Origin of the sequence: Nocardia sp. NPDC052254, from assembly GCF_040679495.1 — a bacterium.
Taxonomy (GTDB): Bacteria; Actinomycetota; Actinomycetes; order Mycobacteriales; family Mycobacteriaceae; genus Nocardia.
Genome location: NZ_JBFAUW010000003.1, coordinates 565,065 through 587,542, shown reverse-complemented (window position 1 = coordinate 587,542; position 22,478 = coordinate 565,065). Strand labels below are relative to the sequence as shown.

Genomic DNA, 22,478 nt, shown 5'->3' with positions numbered 1-22,478 from the left:
CAGGACTCATCTCCGATAGCTCGAATTATATCGCCGACCGAACTGAGTGCGACATCCGGCGTCTCGTAGCAGGCGGCGGCTCATGAGATCCCGTACGAGAGACGAAGATGGCGCCATGACGAATTCGCCGACCGCCCAGCCGTTCACCTATCCGGACGTCGGCGCGACCGCCGCGGCATTCCCGTCCGGCTATCACCACTTCCGGATGCGCCGCCGCATCGGCTCCGGGCGCGATCTGTTCGAGCGGGCGGGCGAGCAGATCCTCGGCTACCGCATGCAGCGCGGAACGGGAATCTTTCAGCACGCCGATACCCCGACCGCCCGGCCGGGGACCTCGCTGACCGTTCGGCTGGGCATCGCCGGTATCGGGATCACCGCACCGTGCCGGGTGGTCTACGTGGTGGACGAACCCGACCGCCGCGGCTTCGCATATGGCACTCTGCCCGGACACCCGGAGGTGGGCGAGGAGTTGTTCGCCGTCGAGTACGACCCAGCCGATGACGCCGTCTACGGGGTGGTCGCGGCCTTCTCGCGCCCCGGAGCCTGGTACGTCCGACTGGGTGGACCGATCGTGCGCGCGTTGCAGCATGTGATCGCCGGACGCTACATCGATGCGATCCGGCCCAGCTGATCAGCAGGGCCGGACATCGACGTCACCGAACAAGGCGGCCTGCACTCGGTCCGCACGGGATCGTCACGTTCGTGGATGCGCCTGATCGTGCACGCTCCGGAGCCGTTCGATGGAGACGTGGGTGTAGAGCTGCGTGGTGGCCATACTGGCGTGCCCCAGTAATTCCTGGACGACACGGAGATCGGCTCCGCCCTCGAGCAGATGGGTCGCGGCGGTGTGGCGCAGACCGTGCGGACCCAGGTCAGGTGCGCCCGGAACGGCCGAGACAACGTCGTGCACAACGGTTCTGGCCTGTCGCTGATCGAGGCGACGGCCGCGCCGGCCGAGCAACAACGCACGGCCGGACTCGGCGGTCGCCAGATGCGGGCGGCCGACATTCAGCCAGGTCTCGAGCGATTGGTCGGCCGGCAACCCGAACGGCACCGATCGTTCCTTGTTGCCCTTACCGAGCACCCGGACCTGCCGCCGGGCGCGGTCCACGTCGTCGATGTCGAGGCCGCACAACTCGCTGACCCGGATACCGGTGGCGTACAACATCTCCACGATCAGCCGATCGCGCAGTGCCATCGGATCATGCTGAGCCGCACCCGATTCCGCGGCGGTCATGGCGGCGTCCGCCTGGTCTCGCCCGAGCACGGCGGGCAGCACTCGATACGCGCGCGCCGACCCCAGACGCGGACCGGGATCGGCCGTGAGATGCCCGGTGTGGGTGAGCCACGCCGTGAAAGTGCGGGCCGCCGACGCACGTCGAGCCATGGTGGTTCGCGCGGCTCCGCCCGCGGACAGCTCCGCGAGCCACGATCGCAACAAGGGCAGATCGATCTCGGTCACCGATGCGTCGGGCGACCGGTCGCACAGATGGACCAGCAGCGCCCGCGCATCGCCGAGATAGGCCCGCACCGTATGCGCCGACCGGTTGCGGCCCAGCCGCAGATGCCGCCCGTACTGTTCGAGCAGATCGCGAAGATCGCCCGGTAGTTCCTCCATTACTCCACCGTCACCGACCGGCGCACCACGCGCAAGCCACCGCGCCGACAATCCCCGGTCCTCGACCGGCCCGCGCGACCTCATCCGGACTTCCGCACGGTCCTGAACCACCCGGAACTGTCGGCGCCGACCAGACCCGTGACTTCCAGCCCGGCGAGCGCAGCACGCACCGATGCGACAGCCAGACCGCTCGCATCGGCGATCTGACGCGGCAGGCGGGAACCCACGACCGGCAGTTCGGCGAACACGGCGGCCTGGTCACCGGACAGGTCCGGTTCCGAGCCCGCGCCGGTGGGCAGCGACAACCGCAGTGGCCCCACCTCGTCGTGGATATCCTCGAGCCGGGTCACCAGAATCGCCTCCCGGTCCCGGATCATCCGATGACAGCCCACCGAGGCCGCGGCGGTGATCGGACCGGGCACCGCCAGCGCCGGACGCCCCAGCCGCCGCGCCCATTTCGCCGTGTTGCGCGCACCACTGCGCACGCCGGCCTCGACGACCAGCACTCCCTCCGACAGTGCGGCGATGAGCCGGTTGCGGGCGAGGAATCGATGTTTGTACGCGGTGGCGCCGGGCGGGTATTCGCTCACCACCAAGCCGGTCTCGGCGATCTCGGCGAGCAGGCGCTCATGTTGGGCGGGATAGGGCCGATCGACACCGCAGGCCAGGACGGCCACGGTGAAACCGCCGACCGCCAAGGCCGCGCGATGGGCCGTACCGTCGATCCCGAACGCCGCGCCGGACACGATGGTCCACCCGTGGGCCGCCAGCTCACCCGCGAGTTCGGCGGTGGCCTGTTCGCCGTAGCCGGTACTGCACCGGGCACCGACCACCGCCAGCGACTGTTCGGTGTACTGCTGCAGCGACAACGGACCCCGCGCCCACAGCGCCAGCGGCACCGCCGCATCCACATCGCGGGCGGGATCGAGCTGTGTCAATCCGAGCAGTCGCCACTGCGGCCATTCCGGATCGTCCGGTGTGATCAACCGCCCACCGACTCGCGCCATCGTCTCGAGATCCCGTTCGGCACGGTCGATTTCGCGGCGACGCTCGGTCGGCCCGCGCAGTGACTCCGGCAGATCGCATTCGCGCACCGCCCGGGCGGCTTCCACCACGCCCACCTGGGCGATCAATGCCGACAACGCCGGACACGGCCCCTCCACCACTCGTGACAGATAGGCCCACGCCAACCGGCGTTCGTCCACGTCGACAGTCACCAATGGCGCCGATGTCGCATCGAGATCGACGGGTGCGCCGACTCCCCGGCCGTTCATCGCAGGATCCTCGGGAGGCGGCGACCGGGTGCGGCGAACCGCCGACGACGCCGCCCTCCTTCGAACGTCGCCGCGCTCTCCCAGCTGTTGTATCGGTCTCGCTGTCGAATCATCGCACTGTTCCCTCCCGCACCTCGACGACATCAACCCAATCGACCCCGCGGCTCGCGTCGGCTCCCGCTCTGCTCAAGAGGTTCCGCGCTGCCGAAAGTTCAGCGCCTGCAACACGTCCTGCGCCGAGGGGACCTCCGCTGCCCGCAGATCGGCGACGGTCCAGGCGACCCGGATCGCCCGGTCCGCACCGCGTGCGGACATCCGCCCCTGCCGCAGCGCGGTCTCCACCGGTGCCAGCGCATCGGACGGAAGCCGGAATCGCTGCCGCAGTACATGCCCCGGAACCTCGGCATTGACCGTCCAGCCGTAGTCGGCCCACCGCCGCGCCGCGGCGTGGCGTGCCGCCGCGACCCGATCCCGCACCACCACACTGGATTCCGCGTCGGCGGGGGCGAAGGCACCGGCCGCGTGGGCGTGCATCTGCACCCAGATGTCGATGCGGTCCATCAGCGGACCGGACAGTTTGCCCAGATAGCGGCGGCGAGCCAGCGGTGCGCAGATACAGTCCACATCCCGGGCCGGAGCACACGGGCACGGATTGGCCGCCAGGATGAGCTGGAACCGTGCCGGAAAGCGCGCCACACCGTCACGACGGGCGATACGAACCTCCCCCTCTTCCAAGGGAGTCCGCAATGCTTCCAGCACCTTCGCACCGATCTCGGCGCATTCGTCCAGGAAAAGAACACCGCGGTGGGCGCGGCTGACCGCACCGGGCCGCGCCGATCCCGACCCACCGCCCACCATCGCCGAGACCGACGACGAATGATGCGGTGCCACGAACGGAGCGGTGGTGATGAGCGGGTGGTCGTCCGACAGCGCTCCCGCCACCGAATGGATAGCGGTGACCTCCAGCGCCTCGCGTTCGGTGAGCAGTGGTAACAGACCCGGAAGGCGTTGTGCCAGCATGGTTTTCCCGATGCCGGGCGGCCCGGTCAGCAACAGATGGTGGCCACCGGCCGCGGCCACCTCCAAGGCCCATCGCGCCTCGTCCTGCCCGACCACCTCGTTGAGATCGCCCACGGCGCGATCCGGAGCCAGGTAGCACCCGTCCGGCGCCGACAGCGTCCCGTCACCGCGCAACCAGTCGATGAGCGCGCGCAGTGTCGCGACGCCCAGCACGGTGATGCCGTCCACCAGTCCCGCCTCGCCCAGCACGGATTCCGGCACCACGACGGTGGTCCTCCCGGCCGTCCGTGCGGCCAGCACCGCCGGGAGGATGCCGCGGACCCGGCGCACCCGCCCGTCGAGGGCCAGCTCCCCGAGCAATACCGTCCCGTCGAGGCGGGTGCCCGGTACCGAATCACCGGCATGCAGCACCGCGGCCGCCAGGGCGAGGTCGTAGACACTGCCGATCTTCGGCAGAGTCGCCGGGGACAGGGCCAGGACGACACGGCCGTCGGGCCACTTCTCCCCCGAATTCGCCACCGCGGCCCGGACCCGATCGCGTGATTCCTGCAGTGTGGTGTCCGGGCGCCCGACCAGATGCACCGACGGCAGTCCCTGCCCGATATCGGCCTCGATCTCGACGAGTTGCCCGTCGACTCCCGCCACAGCCACCGAATGTGCGCGGCCCAGTGCCATCAGAACGCGGCCCGCACATGTTCGATCCGCGCCGGCTCACCCGGGAGTAGCAGCACAGACACCACATCGAACCGAACGCGCAGCCACGGACCGTCCTGCTCGGCCAGCCACACCAGTGCCAGCCTGCGGATGCGTTGCTGTTTGGCGAACGTCACCGCTTCCGCCGGTGTCCCGAAACCGAGACCGGAGCGCGTCTTGACTTCCACGAAGGCCGTGGTGTCGTCGTCGGTGACGATCAGGTCCAATTCGCCGTAACGACAACGCCAATTGCGTTCGACGATCCGTATCCCGGCCCCCTGCAGGAACTGCGCGGCCAGTTCTTCCCCGTGTGCGCCCAGCGCCAGATTGTGTGCCACCCGCTCAGCATGCGGCCGCCGGAGCCGGGCGCCGCCGGAGTCACCTGCGAGAACGGAAAGTCTGTGGATGAACGCCAGGGTTGGGGATCAACCGGGTGAATCCACATCCGTCAGTCGGGCAGGCGTAGATCCGGCTTCTCGAGCTCCTCGATGTTCACGTCCTTGAACGTGATCACACGGACATGCTTGACGAAACGAGCCGGACGATACATGTCCCACACCCACGCATCCGACATCCGCACCTCGAAATACACTTCCCCGTCGGCATTCTGGGGGCGTAGCTCGACGGAATTGGCCAGATAGAAGCGGCGCTCGGTCTCGACCACATACGAGAACTGACCGACGATGTCCTTGTACTCGCGGTACAGCGAAAGTTCCATCTCGGTTTCGTACTTCTCGAGGTCCTCGGCGCTCATGCCCGAACCTCGCTGACGCTCGCCCCCGGCAGGACCTCCGGGACGGCTGCGCCGAACGTTCGCTCGCTCATCGGGTGGAAAATCCTCCTCATTGCCACGATGGGTGTGCTCACATCATCTCGCATGGGCAGCGTCGGCAGCCACTTGCCCGGTCTCCACGGCGTCCTGCCCCCGCTCCGCTCCATCGATCTCGCGCACGTTACGCCAGGACCGCCGGTGTTCGTCGCTGGGTCCGAGCTGCGCCAGCGCGGCCAGATGATCGGGAGTGTTGTAGCCCTTGTGCGCCGCGAATCCATATCCGGGTAGGTCACGATCCATCGCGACCATGATCCGGTCGCGGGTCACCTTGGCGAGGATGCTGGCCGCGGCGATACAGGCCGCAGCGGCGTCACCACCGATCACCGGAAGCGACGGGACGCTGATGCCGGGGACCCGGAAACCGTCGGTGAGCACGTATCCGGGCCGCGTCTCCAGCCCGGCGACCGCCCGGCGCATCCCCTCGATATTGGCGACGTGGATGCCGATCGCATCGACTTCCCAGGCCGGGATCACGACCACCTTCCACGCCAGCGCACGCCGGACGATGACCGGATACAGCTGCTCTCGCGCCGCCTCGGTGAGCTTCTTCGAATCATCCAGTCCCGCAAGGGAATCGTAGGCCTTGGGCGCCAGCAGGCACGCCGCCACCACGAGTGGGCCGGCACAGCAGCCCCGGCCTGCCTCATCGACTCCCGCGACAGGGCCCAGTCCGCTGCGAATCAGCGCCGCCTCGAGTGTCCGCAGTCCACCGGCACGGCGCATCACCACCCGCGGCGGCCAATCCCCCGCACGGACCGCGGACCGAATGTTGCTGCCGCGCTCAGTGCGCGACGTGCGTCGCGAGCTCTCCGCCACTGCACCCACCGTTCAACTGTCCCGTGACTCGATTATCTCGCGTGATCCGCTCAGTTCGATTGCGGATTCTGCGAGCGCACAGGTCCCATCCGGCTCGGTGGCCAGATCTTGAACACCGCGCGGCCGCGCACATCGTCGATCGGGACGGTGCCGGAGTACTCGTCCTCGACGTGTCCTCGTGAATCGAGCGAATGATTGCGGTTGTCGCCCATCATCCACAAATTCCCTTCGGGCACCTTGATCGGCCCGAATTCACGCCCACGCGGATCGACCACCAGGTGGCCGGCCACCTTCGTCGCGAACGGCAGGCCCGGCTGGTACGCGTAGTCGTAGCGCGCGTACGGCTCGTCGAGTGGTTTGCCGTCGACCATCACCCGGCCCTGGGCGTCGCAGCACTGCACAGTTTGACCGCCGACCGCGATAACACGTTTGACCAGGTCGTTCTCATCCGGTGGCACCAAACCGAAGAACGAGAAGAAGTTCTGTATTCCGCGCACGACCACATTGCTGGAGCGCTGCGAGAGATGGCCCGTGTTCCAGGATTCGCTGGGGCCCTTGAACACCGCAACGTCACCGGGCTTCGGATCGCCGAAGTCGTAGCTGAGTTTCTCGACATAGATCCGGTCAGGGACGCACCCTGAACATCCGTGCAGCGTGGGTTCCATCGACTCCGACGGAATCTGGTACGGGCGGCCGATGAAATTCACCACCAGCGCGGCGATCACCGCGGCGACGACGATCAGGATCGGCAGTTCCTGCCAGAAGGGGCGCTGCTTGCGTTTCTTGCCACCTCGCCGACGTCGCGATGCGGACTCGTCCTTGGGTTCGTCATCGGCTCGGCGGCTCGCCACCGACTCGCTTTCGTCTGCCACGCGAACAGGTTATCCCGCAGCCTGGCCGGCCGTCGCCCCGGTGCTCTCAGCCGGCCGGAAGGACAGACATCCCGGACAAATCCTCCCAGAGAAAAGAAAAACCCCCGGTCATGATGATGACCGGGGGCAGCGTGAACGGGCCGAGCCCGAAGTTCAGCGCTTCTCCTTGATCTTGGCGGCCTTGCCACGCAGATCGCGCAGGTAGTACAGCTTGGCCCGCCGGACATCACCGCGGGTCACGACATCGATGTGGTCGATGTTGGGGCTGTGCACCGGGAAGGTGCGTTCCACACCCACGCCGAAGGACACCTTGCGCACGGTGAAGGTCTCGCGGATACCGCCACCCTGGCGGCGGATGACCGCGCCCTTGAAGACCTGGATGCGCTCCTTGTTGCCTTCGATAACCTTGACGTGCACGTTCACCGTGTCACCCGGGCGGAAGTCCGGGATATCGGTGCGCAGCGACTTTTCGTCGACGAAGTCGAGGGTGTTCATTTCCGTCCTTTGGAAGTTCGCGTGAACAGAGGAACCTGGCGGCGAGTGCTCGGCCGGTTCGTGCTCCGGATATGGGCGGTGCGCCGGATCGAATCTGCCCAGCGCAACCCGGTTATTGTGCCAGACCGGTCCGGCACTTCCGAAATCGCCCCCGATCGACCGGCATCACGCCCGTCAGGACCGGGGTGGCTGGGAATGCCGGGCCGAAACTCGGGCGCCGTCGGCTGGCGGCCGGACCGATCTGTGCGGCGCGGGTGGCGCCGGAACAACGGTCCGGGCCAATTCCGCTTCGGCCGCGGTGCGCACGTGCGCCACATCCGGTTTACCGGCCACCAGGTCCTGAACGAAGATCTTGGCCCGGATGACCGGGCGCCGGTACCGGCGTTCACGCACGATGGCCCGGTACATCAGACGACGGCGGTCACCGTAGCGCCAGCGAGCCCACGGCGCGCCCGGCCGGCTCAGCCGCAGCGCACCGACGAACAGCAGCGGCAGGAAGAACATGCCGAACAGCCCGGTCCAGATCTTTCCCTTGGCGATGACGATCGCCGCGAGGACCAGATTGACCAGTGCGAACAGGACCACGAAGCTGCGCGCCGCCGCGCTACCGTCGTGGCGGATGTCGTTGATGTCGAGCAGCCACAGCGGGTGGAAGCCCAGCAGCAGCAACCCCGTCACCGCGACCGCCACGAACACCGCGTCGACCGATGTCCGCCCCTGCTCCTCCCAATACACGTCACGCAGGTAGTAGATGAGCGCGAACTCGTCGAGTACGAGTGCCGCGCCCAGCCCGAAGGCCGCGGCCAGCCCCGAGATGGTGCCGACCCCGCTGCGATAGGTGGCGACCAGTCCGAGCCCTGACGCCAGCACGAGGACCACACCGAAGACCATGTGGTGGATGTGCACATTCCCGGCCCGGAGATTACCCGGCCACCAGCGCACCTGTTTGCGGATCATCCGCACGCTGAGCCGGATCAGCAGAAATCCGACGATGAAGCCGAGCAGGAAGCACAGCAGCGGCAGGCGTCCCTGAGCGAGGATCGAATCGTCGAACCACCGTCGCACCATCGCACCCCCTCGCTCACACTGCCGGTCGAGGCCGAGCTCACGGTCCGGTCAGCGCGCCGGACCCACCCCCATTGTCCAGCACCGGTCGGCGGAGTCCGGCCCGAAATCGGCGAACTCCGCCGCGGCGGAAACGATCAGCGGCCGAATCCGGCCCGCCGCAAGGCGTCCGCCATCGCGCCCGACGGTGCGGGTGCGTTGTTGCGGCGCTGCTGATTTCGGCCCTGTCCGCGCTCCTGACCGCCGCGATTCTGGTTACCACCCTGATTACCGCGGCCCTGCCCGCGCGGCTGACCGCCCCGGTTCTGCCCGCCGCGCTGGCCTCCGGCACCCTTCTCGGGCTTGCCCGCGCCCGGTTCGTCGTCGAGCCGCAGGGTCAGGCCGATGCGCTGACGGGCGACATCGACCTCGAGCACCTTGACCTTCACCACGTCACCGGATTTCACGATCTCGCGCGGATCGCGGACGAAGGAGTGGGACATGGCCGAGACGTGCACCAGACCGTCCTGATGGACGCCGATATCGACGAAGGCGCCGAAGGCGGCGACATTGGTGACCACGCCCTCGAGCACCATGCCCGGGTTCAGGTCGGCGACCTTCTCCACACCGGCGGCGAATTCGGCCGTCTTGAACTCCGGACGCGGGTCCCGGCCCGGCTTCTCGAGTTCGGAGATGATGTCGCTGACGGTCGGCACGCCGAAGGTGTCGTCGGTGAAATCCTGCGGACGCAGCTCGCGCAACGCCGTCGGATTGCCGATGAGTCCGGGCATATCGCGCCCCGTTGCCTCCAAGATGCGGCGCACCACCGGATAGGCCTCGGGATGCACCGCGGAGGTGTCGAGCGGATCCTCACCACCACGGATCCGCAGGAAGCCCGCACACTGCTCGAATGCCTTGGGCCCCAGTCGCGGGACCTGCAGCAGCGCGCTGCGATTGCGGAACGGCCCGTTCTGATCGCGATGGGTCACAATCGATTCCGCGACCGAGGCGGCGATACCCGACACCCGCGACAGCAGCGGTACCGAGGCGGTGTTCACATCGACACCGACCGCGTTCACCGCATCCTCCACCACCGCTCCCAGCGACCGGGCCAGCAGGGTTTCGGACACATCGTGCTGGTACTGGCCCACCCCGATGGACTTCGGCTCGATCTTCACCAGTTCGGCCAGCGGATCCTGCAGCCGCCGCGCGATCGACACCGCGCCGCGCAGCGAGACGTCGAGATCGGGCAGCTCCTGGGAGGCATAGGCGGAAGCGGAGTACACCGAGGCACCCGCCTCCGACACCACGACCTTGGTGGGTTTGCGCGTGCTGTCGGCCGCACCGATCCGCGAGATCAGTTCCGTGGCAAGGGCATCGGTCTCCCGCGAGGCGGTACCGTTGCCGATCGCGATCAGGTCGACGCCGAAGCGGGCGACGAGGGCACCGAGCACCGCGAGCGACTTCTCGGTCTGGCCCTGCGGCTTGTGCGGGTAGATGGTGTCGGTGGCGACCACCTTGCCGGTGCCGTCGACCACAGCGACCTTCACACCGGTGCGGAACCCAGGATCCAGGCCCATGGTGGTCCGGGTACCGGCCGGCGCGGCGAGCAGCAGATCGCGCAGATTGGCGGCGAAGACGTCCACGGCGTCCTTCTCCGCGGACTGCCGCAACCGCATCCGAATATCGATGCCCAGGCTGACCTGCAGTTTGGTTCGCCATGCCCAGCGCACCGTGTCGAGCAGCCAGGTATCGGCCGCGCGGCCCTGATCGGCGATATCGAATTTGTGCGCGATCCGCCCCTCGTAGATGGTGCGGCTGCCGGGTTCCTGCTCCTCGGTATCGGTGTCGAGAGACAGACTCAGCGCCTCTTCCTTCTCACCGCGCAGCAGCGCCAGGATCCGGTGCGAGGGCAGTTTGGTGAAGGGCTCGCTGAACTCGAAGTAGTCGGCGAATTTGGCGCCGGCCTCTTCCTTACCGGCGCGCACGCGCGAACTGACCTGTCCACGCTCCCACATCAATTCGCGCAGTTCTCCGACCAGGTCGGCGTCCTCGGCGAAGCGCTCCACCAAGATGGCGCGGGCACCGTCGAGCTGTTCGGCGGTATATCCGGCGGGGTCGGTGGCCGGGTCGCCGATGAGGGCATCCGCCACCGGTTCGTGGCCCGCCTCGCGCGCGATTTGCGCCTTCGTGCGTCGCTTCGGCTTGTAGGGCAGGTAGATGTCTTCCAGGCGCGCCTTGGTCTCGGCGAGCATGATCTGCTGCTCGAGCGCGGCATCGAGTTTGCCCTGGCCGCGAATGGACTCCAGGATCGAGCCGCGGCGATCGTCGAGTTCGCGCAGATAGTGCAGCCGCTCCTCCAGTTGCCGCAGCTGCGCGTCGTCGAGGCCGCCGGTGACCTCCTTGCGGTAACGGGCGATGAACGGCACGGTCGACCCACCATCGAGCAGTTCGACGGCGGAGCGCACCTGTTCCTCACGCACGGCAAGCTCATCGGCGATACGGCGACCGACACTGGCTAGCCGGACCGTCCCGGTGCCTGCGGCGCGAACGGGTGCTTCGGTGCTGACGGGTTCGGAGGCTGTCGTCACGCTCGCTGACACTACCGTCGGACTTCGACCGCAGACCAAGTGGAGCAACCCGTGCCGCGTGGCCGCACCCCTTCTCGCGGCACATATGTGCGGATCGAATGAGAAAATCGCTGGCCGCAGGCCTGCCGACAGCGGCGCGAACGACCTGCCGGACAACACGCCCGCGCACCCCGTTCCCGAAGGACACCGGGCGGTTCCCGCGCTACGTCACGCCGGCCGAACGAGCGGACGGGTGTATGCATGATCGCCGCGTCGCTACCACACCGTCGCGAGGTTCGCGACTCGAAACCGAGTCCGTTTGCCGCGGCACCGGTTCCAACGCCGGTTCCGACGTCGTGCGGGCAACGTGTGGGCTGGTGCGTCCAGCAGGACGGGTGGCGAACGGGACCGCGGAATCGCTGGTGGAGAGATGTTGTCCGCCAAGATGATCCAGCACCCGGTGCGCGGGTGAGAGTCGAGCGGTTCGGCCCGCGCACGCACCACAATCAGCAAGTGGCGCAACTCACATCATTCAGCCCGGAAGAAGGGGACAAACGCGGGTTCGATCGAATAAGCTTGGCGCCGAACGCTTTCGGCGGACAACAATGGCACGACGCGGCGAACGCTGCTCACCACTGTTGGTCGCATGTTCTTGGGGGAGGGAATATTCGATGCAGGCTGCCCAGAGTAGTTGCGCGATCTGTCACGGCACATGGACGCTGCGGACATCACAACGGCGACGTCGAAAAGCGATGTGCGACCGTGTCATCTCGCTATCATTCAACCCCTGACTTCGAGTCGGACTCGGCGGCCGGTGGCGGCTCCGTCAGGCGATCCTGGCAACCTCGGTGCCGCGGTGCAGCATCCGACCATGGGTCCCCTGGCCAAGTCGCCGGACGGATTGCGAACCACGAAAATCGCGCCAGAGTGGCGAGCCGCTGAACATCGTGCGCGGCACACACGACGCCGCGCTCTTCCAGCATTCCAGAAGGCTTCATTTGTGGTCGAACCGGCACGAGTAACGCCGAGATTTGATGCCGCACATATCCGGTGAAGCATCGAAATATTACACATCCATCGAGCCGCTGAGTTCAGGTAATTTCTGACCACGGCCGAATGAGCTGCCGCTCGGAAGTAGTCACTCCGCGGCACATGAGGCTGCACAGAAGTGCAGCACATTTCACAGTACGGAGGTGATGTAGACCCATCCGACAAAAATGCGGGAATCCCGCATGCCTACATTCAGCAGTAGGCACCGAAATCGAACTCTCGAAGGGAATTCTGAACCATGCCAACAAATGACTTCGACCTCGATGTCCGAGTGAACGCGACCGAAATCTCCGATCCGGCAATGAGAATGGGCCCACTCAGCTTCGGGACCAGTTGCTACTCGTGCGGCGGTTCATGCAACAGTTCGGGAACCATCGACTGCTGTTGCTGACGGATACATCGTCGGGTGCGGCAAATAAACGTCGACCTGAACAGTCGATGACTTGACAAATATTTGCTGCGGGCGGGGGGAGAAGCCAACCCTTCCTCCCCCGCCCACACCACGATTCAACGCTCCTCTTTGCCAAAATTCCGGCATGACAATATTTCAATCGATCGAAGAGTATGGACAATGGCGGTGGATTCAATTTTTGCGCGACCGGCAGAGCAATTGGCACATCGGCTGGCTCAACTCGCCGACCCGAATGCATCTCTCCCTCGACCACGCCCGCACGAGGCCGCTGGTCTGGCAAGCGGATACAGCGGATGCGCTCTGGCATTGCTCTACGCCGGGCAGGTCATGAACGCCCCGGATCTGACCGAATCCGCACGAGCGCTCCTGAAGCAAGCAGCGGATTCCACAACGGTACATCCCCTACACCAACCCGGGTTGCACAACGGCTTGTGCGGATTCACGGCGGTGCTGGCGGAATTTGCGGATCAGGAGCCACGCTATCTGCCTACACTTGCGCGATTGGCAGACCAGTTGGGCACTCGACTGTTGGAGATCCCTGAAATCCCAGCCGGTAACGGCCTTCCATTCACCGCCTATGACCTGATATCCGGGGCTGCGGGTCAGCTGGCCACCACGGTCCGGTTGCTGACAATGATGGACTCCCCTCCGGAAAGCATACGGAATGCGGCCGATCGCCTGACCGACTATCTGATGCACATCACAGATATCGACGAACAGGGCCGCCCAGGCTGGCTGATCACTCCGGACCAATATCCCATCGGTTTCTCCTGGTATGGAAAGCGATCGCCACATGGAATGTACAACCTCGGACTCGCACACGGTATGCCCGGTATTCTTGCCGCCCTCTGTGCGGCAGTCGGCGCCGGCATCGGAGGGGCACCCGTGGCAGAACGGGTGCGAGAGTTGGCATTGTGGCTTTCCGAGCACACCTGCAAAACTGCTGCCGGACCGGCATGGCCCACTGCATTCAATGCGCGGCCGGGCGACCGAACCCTGGAATATGACCCCGACATCAGGCCCGCGCGGACAGCTTGGTGCTATGGAGCACCGGGCATCACTGCGGCACTGTTTTCAGCCGCCGTTGTCGCGGATCTACCTCAGGCAGCCGATGTGGCGACAGCCGCCCTACGCAACGTGCGACATACCGATTCTCACGATCGAAATGTCTTCTCGGTGACGCTGTGCCATGGGCGGACCGGAATTTCTGCCGCCGCCCATCGCGCATTCCGCATGACCGACGACGAGGAATTCATCCGGATGCGAGACGAAGAGTTGGAGGGAGTTGTCTCTGACGCTGATTCCACTCGCCCATTCATATTCGCTGACGAGCCGCAACCCGGAGAATACATCGACGATCCCGGATTCCTCACCGGGGCAGCGGGTGTGTTGCTCAGTTTGCTCTCACCCCTGGACCCGAAGCGCACAGAATGGGATGCCCTGCTTTTCCTTTGACCCCAGCGCGCCTGAGCAGCGTACCCCTTCCAACCATCAAGGACATCTCCGTGCTCACATCGATTCCTCCATCCTCCGGCAAGGAACTGCTGCGTAACGCGCCTCGGTATACGGCCCGACCATTTTTCCTCCTACGGTCGGCAAGTCGGCCAATTGATGCGGCGACCAAGGTGCTCTCGCAATTTCCGGCCGGATGCGAGCAACCACAACTTCTACTGGAAACCGTACAGCGGATCTGGTCCGACGAACTCGTCCATGCGGCCGTAGCCGTCTCATCCTCAGATCTCGCCGCCGCCATGGACAATCTGCTCGAGCTGTCGGACAAGGACCGTATCCGGGCCGCCCGCGGACTGCTGCGCTACGTCAACCGGATGAGCAGCAGGGCCACACCATTCGGCCTGATGGCCGGAGTCGCGGCCGGGAGTTTCACCAGCGAATCGTCATCAACGGTCTCTTTGCACACGGACGCACGAGACGGGGTATTTCTCTCAACTCGGGCTCGGGCCGACATGGGCCTCTTCTTGCACATGCTGCACGGTGCCGTCAGTGCGGATACGACGACGAACGACCTACTGGTCCGGACCAACGACCTGGCGCACGTGGGCCGCGGTCGCGCGTGGCTTCCGCATGCCGATGCGTACGGAATCCATTCCAACAAAAGCGTATCGCTGCGCCACACCGCTGCGGTCGACCGCGTGATGACCGATGCCCGCCTTCCGGTCACCCTTGTACGCCTGCGGGAAACCTTGCTGGACCTCTATCCACAGGTACCCGCCGGAAGCGTTGATCACCTGTTGCGGGAACTGATCGATCTCAACCTCCTCGTCAGTGCCCACCGCCCCCGTTTGGTGCAAGATCAGGGCTATCGCCCCCTCGACGACCTTCCGATGAAGCTGCTCACACAAGACCAAAGACGTTGTCTGACAGCTTTCTCGGCGCGCATCGATACGTCCAACAACACGTCCGGTCTGTCCGACGTCCTCCCACTACTGCTCTCCGACGAGACGCAGACCGTCGCCGAGCTCGCCGGCGAACAATCCCTCCTCCAGTTCGACTCGCTCCTGAATGTCGGCCCGGGACCGGTGCTGCCGGCAGAGGTTGCGGCATTGGCCGAAGAGGCCGCCGACGTACTGGCGATCGTCGGTTCGGACGCCCGTTACCCGCAGAGACTGCTGGACTGGGCGACCGCATTCACCGATCGCTACGGTGCGGGCGCCGAGGTTCCGGTTCTGGAAGCTCTCTCCGAAGAGACGGGCCTCGGTCCCCCGAACGGCTACAGCAACCCACAGCGCTCGTATGTGCTCGAACCGGAGACGAATCTGGATCGTCCGGTCGAACGAGAATCTCTGCTCCTGCGATTGATCTCTCACGCGCTCGCCAATCGGTCATCGGAAGTAGAACTGGACGATCAGTGGCTGATCGAGTTCGCCAAATCCGGCAGCCTGTCCGGTGACAACCGCCCCGTCACTCCGGCCCTCGACATATGCATGGAACTGTGGGCCGGCGACGGAAAGGACCAACCATGGACGGGCGTGGTCACCGAGATGGGAATCATGCGGGGTGGTCGCACTTTCTCACGGTTCTACGATCTTCTCGACAAGGAAATCCGTCACCAGCTACGAACGATGGCGACCGACGAGGAGAGGCGCTGCGGCGACGCGGTGGTCGCGGAACTGACCTATCTTCCCCTCCGCGGGCGAGCCGCAAATATATCGATACGCCCGCCGATGCGCCAGCACGAATTGGCGGTGAACATATCTGCGAGTCCCGATACACGGCACCTGTCCCTGGATGACATTCACGTAGGCGTTCGCTCCGGCCGACTGTATCTCCACTCGCGCAGCTTGGACCGCGATATTCTATTCACCCAATATACCAATTTGAATCTCCTGTCGAGCCCCAACGTATGCCAATTCCTCATCGAGGCATCCGACGCGACATTTCGTAACACCTCAGCCTTCCACTGGGGACCCATCGGGGCGGGGGCCACGTTCCTTCCACGCCTGCGCAGAGGCAACGTGGTGGTTCGGCGAGCCAGTTGGCATCTGCGACCCGAGGAACTGGATCCCGATCTGCCGGATGCAGAATTCTCCAGCGCACTCGATGCATGGGCCGGCACATGGATGGTCCCAACCATGGTCCGGCTGGTGGAAGGTGACAACCATCTACTGTTGGATTTGACCTCCAGCCTGTCCCTTTTCGAATTGCGCCGGGCCTTGACCGCAGCCCGGGCGGCCCACGTCAGAAGATATGTGCAATTGGTCGAGATCGGACCGGACCCTACCGGCGGATTCTTGCGAGATCAGCACGATGCGGCGTACGTGGCAGAGGTGGTCGTACCCGTCGTCACGTCCGATATCCGACCTACGCCGCAATCCACGAGGACATCCAACCGGCGACGGGCGATACCCACCGAAGAACGACTACGACCGCCGGGCGGAGAATGGCTGTACCTGAAGCTGTACACCGAATCCGATGCGAATGACCGAATACTGACCGAGAATCTGCCGACGTTGACACAGCGACTGTGCGGTGAATACGGCGCAGGGCGACCATTCTTTCTCCGCTACAGTGACCCAGCCCCTCATCTGAGAATTCGTTTCCCGCTGTCTCGTTCAGCAGCTCGCGGCACGGCGCTCGCGGAAGCAGCGCAATGGGGGCATCAATTGGTCGAGCAGGGGGCTGCGACCGATTTCGCCTTCGCAACCTACCACCGCGAGATCGAACGTTATGGAGGACCGGATCTCGTGCCGGAAGCCGAGATCCTGTTCGGATTCGACAGCTCCGCCGTCACCGCAATCATCGGATACCTCTTGGATGCCGGCGATGGAGCTCTCACACGCGAAGCGGTTGCTGCCCTGACCTTGGACCGCATGGCGAGAAGTCTGCTGCCGGAGTTGGACGACCGCCGGAGACTGCTGCGGACCAACACACCGACCAGGTCGGGAAGTCCGGAGTATCGGGCCGTTGCCGACGATCTGTGGGCACATCACAACCTCGGTGGTCCCACCGCCGCGCTCCTGCGAACAGTTTCTCGGCTGTGGGACGAGCCCGGCACCAGATTTCGAACCCTCATGGGCGCAGCCCAGGCACAAGGCCGGTTGTGGGGTCCATCGGACGACGTCATTCGCTCCTTGGTCCACATGCACTGCAACCGGCTGGGAATACACGGCGACCGGGAAAGAGCGGCGTACGGAATGTGGCGTCGTCTGCTCGATCGCGAATCGGCCATCGGAAAAAGCCGAGATTCCGCATGAAACGTGGATATCGAGAGGGACAGTTCGCCACCGGCCGCTCCATGGTCGGAGTATTCGGCCGAGCATGGCGCGCGGACCCTTCCGGGGTTGCTCAGCTGGTGGTGATCGCCGGCGTACTCGGTATGCTCCCCGCTGCCCAGGTGAAGATCACGGCACATCTGGTCACCGCGGTGGTGGACAGTGTCGGAAAGGGCGGTGCTGTCGAAGGTGTCCTGGCACCCTTGACAGCGCTTGCAGTGACCGGGCTCGCCGCTCAGGTGCTGCAAGCATTCCAGCAGCGCTCAACCCTGCGATGTCAAAGTAGATTGTCCGCATCACTCTCGCGGCAGATCATCGATCGCGCAGCATGTTTGACTCTTCCTCAGGTTGAAGACGCCGGTGTTCAGGACTCCCTGCAACGTGCGGTTCGTGAAGTCAACTTTCGTCCGGGCCAGATGTTGACGCAGTCGATTCAGTTGATCACCCAGGTCATCACATTCGGCTCCGTGACGACCGTCCTGTGGACCATGGATTACCGAGTAGCGCTGCTGGCACTCTTGGCTCCATTTCCTACAGTCATCGCGCAAGTTGTGCAGGGGCGTCGCGGTTACGCTTTGGAGCACTCTCGTTCCCAGCTGCGCCGACGCCTCAACTATTGGCAATATCTCGCATCTCGGCCCGATTCGATGAAGGAAGTCATAACATTCTCGCTGCGGTCTCTCGTACTCCGGAGGCACCTGTCTCTGCAGTCCGAGATCGTAGCCGCAGATGTTCGACTCGCTGATCGCAACCTGCGCTTGTCGATACCGTTGATGACAATTACGGCCGCGCTGATATTCGCAGCGAACTCGACGGCGGTCATGACAGTTGGCGGAGGATCCGCGATCGCTGAACTCATGGCAGTCATTCAGGCGGTCGGCGCGTTGCAGAGTTCGACCCAGCAATTATTCACCGCCGGCGCACAGTTGCATGTCGACCAACTCTATCTCCGCAATGTCGAAGACTTCCTCGGGATACCGGAACCACAGGTCGAAGGCGGAATTCTCGAGGTGCCCGAGAAGCTGGAGCAGGGAATAGAGTTCAGGAACGTATCTTTCCGCTATCCAGGTTCCGATCGCTATGCATTGCGGAATATCGACGTCACACTGCAACCGGGCCGAACGACTGCAATTGTCGGCCTCAACGGCGCGGGAAAATCTACTCTGGGCAAACTGATGGGGCGATTGTACGAGCCATCCGACGGTGTCATCCTATTGGATGGTGTGCCATTACGCCGCTACGACATGGCAAGCCTCAGAAGGCGCATATCCTACGTGTTCCAGGACTATGTCGATTACCAGCTGAGCGTCGGAGAGAATATCTCCATCGGCCACGTCGACGAGTGCGGTGATCCTGCCACAGCCGATGCGGTGGCACATGCAGCCAAGCAGGTCGAAATGGGTGAATATATCGAGTCTCTACCGCTTGGCTACGACACCCAGGCAGGAAAGGTCTTCACCGATGGGGTCGAGCTGTCCGGTGGCCAATGGCAACGCCTCGCCATCGCACGGGGGCTGATCCGACCGGCCACCATCCGGGTAATGGATGAACCTACAGCTTCCATCGACGCCCCGACAGAAAGTGCGATCATGAATACCATCACCCGACCCGGCGATGGTGAGATTTTTGCACTTATAGCACATCGACTGTCGACCATTCGGCGAGCCGATCGTATCCTCGTCCTCGACAACAGCCGACTTGTGGAAGACGGCAGCCATGAGGAACTGATACGACATGGTGGCGTATACGCGAAGATGTACGGCAACCGGCACAGCCGCACAGTTCAGGACGACGTGCGATGATCGATGGGGCGGGTAATACGGGAGCGTCATCGGAATACATCAATTATCCACCCGTCGCTCTCGACCGAAATGGAAAGTAGCGGTGCACTACGATGGAACTTGTTGTCCTCGATCAAAATCCCGTGTATTGGACCGAATCGGCTGGACAGGATAATGCAATAGCAGCGGTCCAGGATTCGATCCGTCTGGCAAGAGACTGCGAAGCGCTGGGTTGGGACCGATACTGGGTCGCCGAGCATCACGACAGGACCAGTGGTTGCGGGTCTCCTGAAATTCTTGTCTCCGCAATAGGTGCGCAGACTTCTCGGATTCGTATAGGTACTGCGGCGGTACTTCTACCGCATTACACCCCGCTCAAAGTAGCTACTACTTTCAACTTGCTGGAGAGAATGTACCCGGGTCGGATCGACCTTGGAGTCGGTCGCGGTCCGGGAGGTTCACCTGCCGCCATCAGTCGTCTGGCTTCGGCGTCGGCACAGAACTATGGGGACAAAATCGCCGAGCTACTCGGCTATTTTCATGCCGATCGCGATTCAGTGGCGGAACCGGAATCGTTTCCGGAAAGCTCGGTGCCACAAATATTCGTCAACGGCAGCAGCATCGGCGGCATGAGCGCAGCAGCGAAATACAGCCTTCCCTTCGTTTTCGCTCAATTCGGCCATAAAATCCCTCGGCCCGAATTGATCGACCAGTATCGCGATACTCATCATCCCGGTCCGGGCGGGCAGGATCCGACAGTGGGCGTGGGAATGTTGATCACCTGTATCGAAGACCCCGCGGAGGCTGCTCATCAGAGAGCACTCCTGCAATGGATGAACGAGACTCGGCACAGTACGCGAGGGATTCCGAATTGGGATGAGACCCGGAGTTTGACGGGTATTCCGGCGGACGACAGCCTTCAGGCTCTGGTCGGCACTCCAGCCGAAATCGAGCCGAGGTTGGCCAAGTTGCTGAACATGTACCAACCCGATCTGCTGGCTGTATCGACACAGTGTCCCGACTATGGACTACGCCTGCGGTCATACGAGCTTGTTCGGGACCTGGTGACAGAATTGACCCGATACCGATCGTCCCCCGGGCACATTGGGGCGGCCTTCAGTTGACAGCCGGGAACGATCCTCGATTGCACAGCATCCGAACTAGTTCGGCTGATCCGGCGGTAGCAATTCGGGGCGCCGTTCCCGGGTGCGGTCCAGTGATCGTTCCCGGCGCCACGCGTCGATCCGGGCGTGGTTACCCGACAGCAGGATGTCGGGTACGTCGAGTCCGCGCCAGCTCACCGGGCGGGTGTAGCTCGGCCCTTCCAGCAGTCCGTCGGAGAACGAATCCTGTTCGTGCGATTGCTGATTGCCGAGAACTCCCGGAATGAGGCGAACCACCGCCTCGGCCATCACAAGCACGGCGGCCTCACCACCGATGAGGACGTAGTCACCGATGCTCACCTCTTCGACTCGCACCCGACGCGCGGCATCGTCGAAGACCCGCTGATCGATGCCCTCGTAACGCCCGCAGGCGAAGACCAGGTGCGATTCGGCCGACCAACGCTGTGCGGTGGCCTGGGTGAACGGCACGCCGGCCGGGGTGGGGACCACCAGAAGTGCCTCGTCGGGACACACCTCGTCGAGCGCGTCGCCCCAGACGGTCGGCTTCATGACCATGCCCGGTCCACCGCCGTAGGGCGCATCGTCCACCGACTGGTGCACATCGTGGGTCCAACGCCGCAGATTGTGCACATCTGCTTCGACGATGCCCTTCTCGATCGCCTTGCCCAGCAAGGCCGTTCGCAAGGGTTCGAGATATTCGGGAAAGATGGTGACGACATCGATGCGCAGGGCCGCGGTGGTGTGCGGCACAGGATCGTCGGTGCGCATCGTGTCGCTACTCCAGCGTCTCTGCGGGACACCCGCACCCGTTGGCACCGACGAAAGGCTTCGCATTGCGTCTCATCGCTACTCCTCGTCCAGCAAACCCTCGGGCGGGTCGATGACGATCAGGCCCTCGGCGATCGAGACGGTCGGCACGATCGCGGTGACGAACGGCACCAGGATCTCCCGCCCGCTACGGCCACCGGCACCCTCGGCCGCTCGGATGGACAGCAATTCACCTGCGGCCGAATGCAATATCTCGCTGACGGTACCGATCTCGGTGCCGTCGGCCAGCCGCACACTCAACCCTTCGAGTTCGTGATCGTAGAACTCGTCCGGATCGCCGGAGGACGTCAGTTCCGCGCTGTCCACCAGGAACAGGGTGCCGCGCAGCGTATCCGCGGCACTGCGATCGCCGACGCCCTCGATACGCACGAGAAGCCGGCCCGAATGCTCTCGGGCCGACTCCACCGTGAATGTCCGCACCACTTCACTTTTCGGCGCCCGCCCACGCAGGGTGGCGCCGGGCGCGAAGCGGAGCTCGGGTTCGTCGGTACGTACCTCGACCACGAGTTCGCCGCGCACACCGTGCGATTTGGCGACCCGACCGACTACCAGGTCCATCTACTGATCGGTATCGACCACGTCGACCCGGATGCCCCGGCCGCCGATTCCGGCGACCAGGGTGCGCAGCGCGGTCGCGGTACGTCCGCCGCGGCCGATCACCTTACCCAGATCCTCGGGGTTGACGTGCACCTCGACGGTGCGGCCGCGACGGCTGGTGATCAGGTCGACGCGAACGTCTTCCGGATTGGCGACGATGCCGCGCACCAGGTGCTCGACGGCATCGGCCACAACCGCACTCATTACTCGGCAGCCTCGGTGGCGGCGGCTTCGGCCTCAGCCTCAGCGGCCTTGGCCTTCTTCTTCTTGGGGGTGACGGCCTCGGCGACCGGCTCGCTGTCGGCGGCGGCCAGCGCGGCGTTGAACAGGTCCAGCTTGCTGGGCTTGGGCTCCTTGACCTTCAAGGTGCCCTCGGCGCCCGGCAGGCCCTTGAACTTCTGCCAGTCGCCGGTGACCTCCAGCAGGCGCTTGACCGGCTCGGTCGGCTGCGCGCCGACGCCCAGCCAGTACTGCACGCGCTCGGAGTCGACCTCGATCAGCGAGGGCTCTTCCTTCGGGTGGTACTTGCCGACGTTCTCGATGGCGCGGCCGTCGCGGCGGGTGCGCGCGTCGGCGACGACGATGCGGTACTGGGGGTTGCGGATCTTGCCCAGACGGGTCAGCTTGATCTTGACAGCCATGGCTGTTGCCTTTCGATGGTGAGGCCGCCCGGAGGCGACCTCTGTGGTCACGGCGCAATTCAGCAGCCCGCACGGGGTACG

20 protein-coding genes are annotated in these 22,478 nt (G+C 64.5%); 6 read left to right on the top strand and 14 right to left on the bottom strand.

What is annotated here, in order from left to right; all coding sequences use genetic code 11:
- Positions 1-115 precede the first annotated feature (115 nt).
- A complete protein-coding gene (locus AB0L57_RS11360) occupies positions 116-631 on the top strand; it encodes a DUF1990 domain-containing protein (protein WP_364960174.1) in 516 nt (171 codons plus the stop codon).
- A gap of 63 nt (positions 632-694) precedes the next feature.
- Here the strand turns inward: AB0L57_RS11360 and AB0L57_RS11355 are convergent, their stop codons facing one another.
- The 10 genes from AB0L57_RS11355 to AB0L57_RS11310 form a co-directional block, all read right to left on the bottom strand.
- Positions 695-1,618, bottom strand: a complete 924-nt coding sequence (locus tag AB0L57_RS11355; protein ID WP_364960171.1) for a tyrosine recombinase XerC — start codon at positions 1,616-1,618, stop codon at positions 695-697.
- A gap of 80 nt (positions 1,619-1,698) precedes the next feature.
- Positions 1,699-2,892 carry a DNA-processing protein DprA gene (gene dprA, locus AB0L57_RS11350; RefSeq protein ID WP_364960168.1) on the bottom strand — a complete coding sequence of 398 codons (1,194 nt, stop codon included), beginning with the start codon at positions 2,890-2,892 and terminating at the stop codon, positions 1,699-1,701.
- Between the two features lie 186 nt (positions 2,893-3,078).
- Positions 3,079-4,587 (bottom strand): YifB family Mg chelatase-like AAA ATPase, encoded by a 1,509-nt coding sequence (locus AB0L57_RS11345; protein ID WP_364960165.1) that lies wholly within the window; start codon positions 4,585-4,587, stop codon positions 3,079-3,081.
- Positions 4,587-4,943 carry a YraN family protein gene (locus AB0L57_RS11340; protein ID WP_364960162.1) on the bottom strand — a complete coding sequence of 119 codons (357 nt, stop codon included), beginning with the start codon at positions 4,941-4,943 and terminating at the stop codon, positions 4,587-4,589. The genes AB0L57_RS11345 and AB0L57_RS11340 overlap by 1 nt, the downstream gene beginning before the upstream one ends.
- A 110-nt stretch (positions 4,944-5,053) precedes the next feature.
- Positions 5,054-5,359, bottom strand: a complete 306-nt coding sequence (locus tag AB0L57_RS11335; RefSeq protein ID WP_025351744.1) for a DUF2469 domain-containing protein — start codon at positions 5,357-5,359, stop codon at positions 5,054-5,056.
- Between the two features lie 114 nt (positions 5,360-5,473).
- Positions 5,474-6,205: a ribonuclease HII gene (locus tag AB0L57_RS11330; protein WP_364960580.1), complete on the bottom strand. Its 732-nt coding sequence runs from the start codon at positions 6,203-6,205 to the stop codon at positions 5,474-5,476.
- Between the two features lie 98 nt (positions 6,206-6,303).
- The gene (gene lepB / locus AB0L57_RS11325; RefSeq protein WP_364960159.1) at positions 6,304-7,125 is read right to left on the bottom strand and encodes a signal peptidase I; all 822 of its coding nucleotides are present in this window, start codon (positions 7,123-7,125) and stop codon (positions 6,304-6,306) included.
- Positions 7,126-7,278: 153 nt separating this feature from the next.
- Positions 7,279-7,620, bottom strand: coding sequence for a 50S ribosomal protein L19 (gene rplS / locus AB0L57_RS11320; protein WP_030513071.1), 342 nt, complete (start codon positions 7,618-7,620; stop codon positions 7,279-7,281).
- Positions 7,621-7,794: 174 nt separating this feature from the next.
- Entirely contained in the window at positions 7,795-8,688 is an 894-nt protein-coding gene (locus AB0L57_RS11315; RefSeq protein ID WP_364960156.1) for a hypothetical protein, read from the bottom strand.
- 134 nt (positions 8,689-8,822) lie between these two features.
- Positions 8,823-11,165: a Tex family protein gene (locus AB0L57_RS11310; protein WP_364960578.1), complete on the bottom strand. Its 2,343-nt coding sequence runs from the start codon at positions 11,163-11,165 to the stop codon at positions 8,823-8,825.
- Between the two features lie 1,357 nt (positions 11,166-12,522).
- On the opposite strand from AB0L57_RS11310, the gene AB0L57_RS11305 reads away from it, so the two are divergent.
- The 5 genes from AB0L57_RS11305 to AB0L57_RS11285 all read left to right on the top strand — a co-directional run bounded on the left by AB0L57_RS11305 (position 12,523) and on the right by AB0L57_RS11285 (position 20,331).
- Entirely contained in the window at positions 12,523-12,675 is a 153-nt protein-coding gene (locus AB0L57_RS11305) for an FDLD family class I lanthipeptide (RefSeq protein WP_364960154.1), read from the top strand.
- 180 nt (positions 12,676-12,855) lie between these two features.
- The gene (locus AB0L57_RS11300) at positions 12,856-14,151 is read left to right on the top strand and encodes a lanthionine synthetase C family protein (protein WP_364960151.1); all 1,296 of its coding nucleotides are present in this window, start codon (positions 12,856-12,858) and stop codon (positions 14,149-14,151) included.
- A gap of 50 nt (positions 14,152-14,201) precedes the next feature.
- Positions 14,202-17,408 (top strand): lantibiotic dehydratase, encoded by a 3,207-nt coding sequence (locus AB0L57_RS11295; RefSeq protein ID WP_364960149.1) that lies wholly within the window; start codon positions 14,202-14,204, stop codon positions 17,406-17,408.
- Entirely contained in the window at positions 17,405-19,228 is a 1,824-nt protein-coding gene (locus tag AB0L57_RS11290) for an ABC transporter ATP-binding protein (protein WP_364960146.1), read from the top strand. Before AB0L57_RS11295 ends, AB0L57_RS11290 begins: the two co-directional genes overlap by 4 nt.
- Positions 19,229-19,320: 92 nt before the next feature.
- Entirely contained in the window at positions 19,321-20,331 is a 1,011-nt protein-coding gene (locus AB0L57_RS11285; protein WP_364960143.1) for an MsnO8 family LLM class oxidoreductase, read from the top strand.
- Positions 20,332-20,367: 36 nt separating this feature from the next.
- Here AB0L57_RS11285 and trmD read toward each other — a convergent pair whose 3' ends face one another.
- The 4 genes from trmD to rpsP form a co-directional block, all read right to left on the bottom strand.
- Entirely contained in the window at positions 20,368-21,060 is a 693-nt protein-coding gene (trmD, locus tag AB0L57_RS11280; RefSeq protein WP_364960576.1) for a tRNA (guanosine(37)-N1)-methyltransferase TrmD, read from the bottom strand.
- A gap of 117 nt (positions 21,061-21,177) precedes the next feature.
- The gene (gene rimM, locus AB0L57_RS11275; RefSeq protein ID WP_364960140.1) at positions 21,178-21,717 is read right to left on the bottom strand and encodes a ribosome maturation factor RimM; all 540 of its coding nucleotides are present in this window, start codon (positions 21,715-21,717) and stop codon (positions 21,178-21,180) included.
- On the bottom strand, positions 21,718-21,960 hold the full coding sequence (locus AB0L57_RS11270; protein WP_025351752.1) for an RNA-binding protein: 243 nt from the start codon (positions 21,958-21,960) through the stop codon (positions 21,718-21,720).
- Positions 21,960-22,397, bottom strand: a complete 438-nt coding sequence (gene rpsP, locus AB0L57_RS11265) for a 30S ribosomal protein S16 (protein ID WP_364960138.1) — start codon at positions 22,395-22,397, stop codon at positions 21,960-21,962. The genes AB0L57_RS11270 and rpsP overlap by 1 nt, the downstream gene beginning before the upstream one ends.
- Between the last annotated feature and the right edge of the window lie 81 nt (positions 22,398-22,478).

Coding starts and splice junctions, on each gene's coding strand:
- rplS (WP_030513071.1), bottom strand. CDS start 7,620: ATGAACACCCTCGACTTCGTCGACGAAAAGTCGCTGCGCACCGATATC.
- AB0L57_RS11290 (WP_364960146.1), top strand. CDS start 17,405: ATGAAACGTGGATATCGAGAGGGACAGTTCGCCACCGGCCGCTCCATG.
- AB0L57_RS11315 (WP_364960156.1), bottom strand. CDS start 8,688: ATGGTGCGACGGTGGTTCGACGATTCGATCCTCGCTCAGGGACGCCTG.
- AB0L57_RS11360 (WP_364960174.1), top strand. CDS start 116: ATGACGAATTCGCCGACCGCCCAGCCGTTCACCTATCCGGACGTCGGC.
- AB0L57_RS11300 (WP_364960151.1), top strand. CDS start 12,856: ATGGCGGTGGATTCAATTTTTGCGCGACCGGCAGAGCAATTGGCACAT.
- AB0L57_RS11270 (WP_025351752.1), bottom strand. CDS start 21,960: ATGAGTGCGGTTGTGGCCGATGCCGTCGAGCACCTGGTGCGCGGCATC.
- rimM (WP_364960140.1), bottom strand. CDS start 21,717: ATGGACCTGGTAGTCGGTCGGGTCGCCAAATCGCACGGTGTGCGCGGC.
- AB0L57_RS11305 (WP_364960154.1), top strand. CDS start 12,523: ATGCCAACAAATGACTTCGACCTCGATGTCCGAGTGAACGCGACCGAA.
- AB0L57_RS11345 (WP_364960165.1), bottom strand. CDS start 4,587: ATGGCACTGGGCCGCGCACATTCGGTGGCTGTGGCGGGAGTCGACGGG.
- dprA (WP_364960168.1), bottom strand. CDS start 2,892: ATGAACGGCCGGGGAGTCGGCGCACCCGTCGATCTCGATGCGACATCG.
- AB0L57_RS11355 (WP_364960171.1), bottom strand. CDS start 1,618: ATGGAGGAACTACCGGGCGATCTTCGCGATCTGCTCGAACAGTACGGG.
- AB0L57_RS11285 (WP_364960143.1), top strand. CDS start 19,321: ATGGAACTTGTTGTCCTCGATCAAAATCCCGTGTATTGGACCGAATCG.
- AB0L57_RS11335 (WP_025351744.1), bottom strand. CDS start 5,359: ATGAGCGCCGAGGACCTCGAGAAGTACGAAACCGAGATGGAACTTTCG.
- rpsP (WP_364960138.1), bottom strand. CDS start 22,397: ATGGCTGTCAAGATCAAGCTGACCCGTCTGGGCAAGATCCGCAACCCC.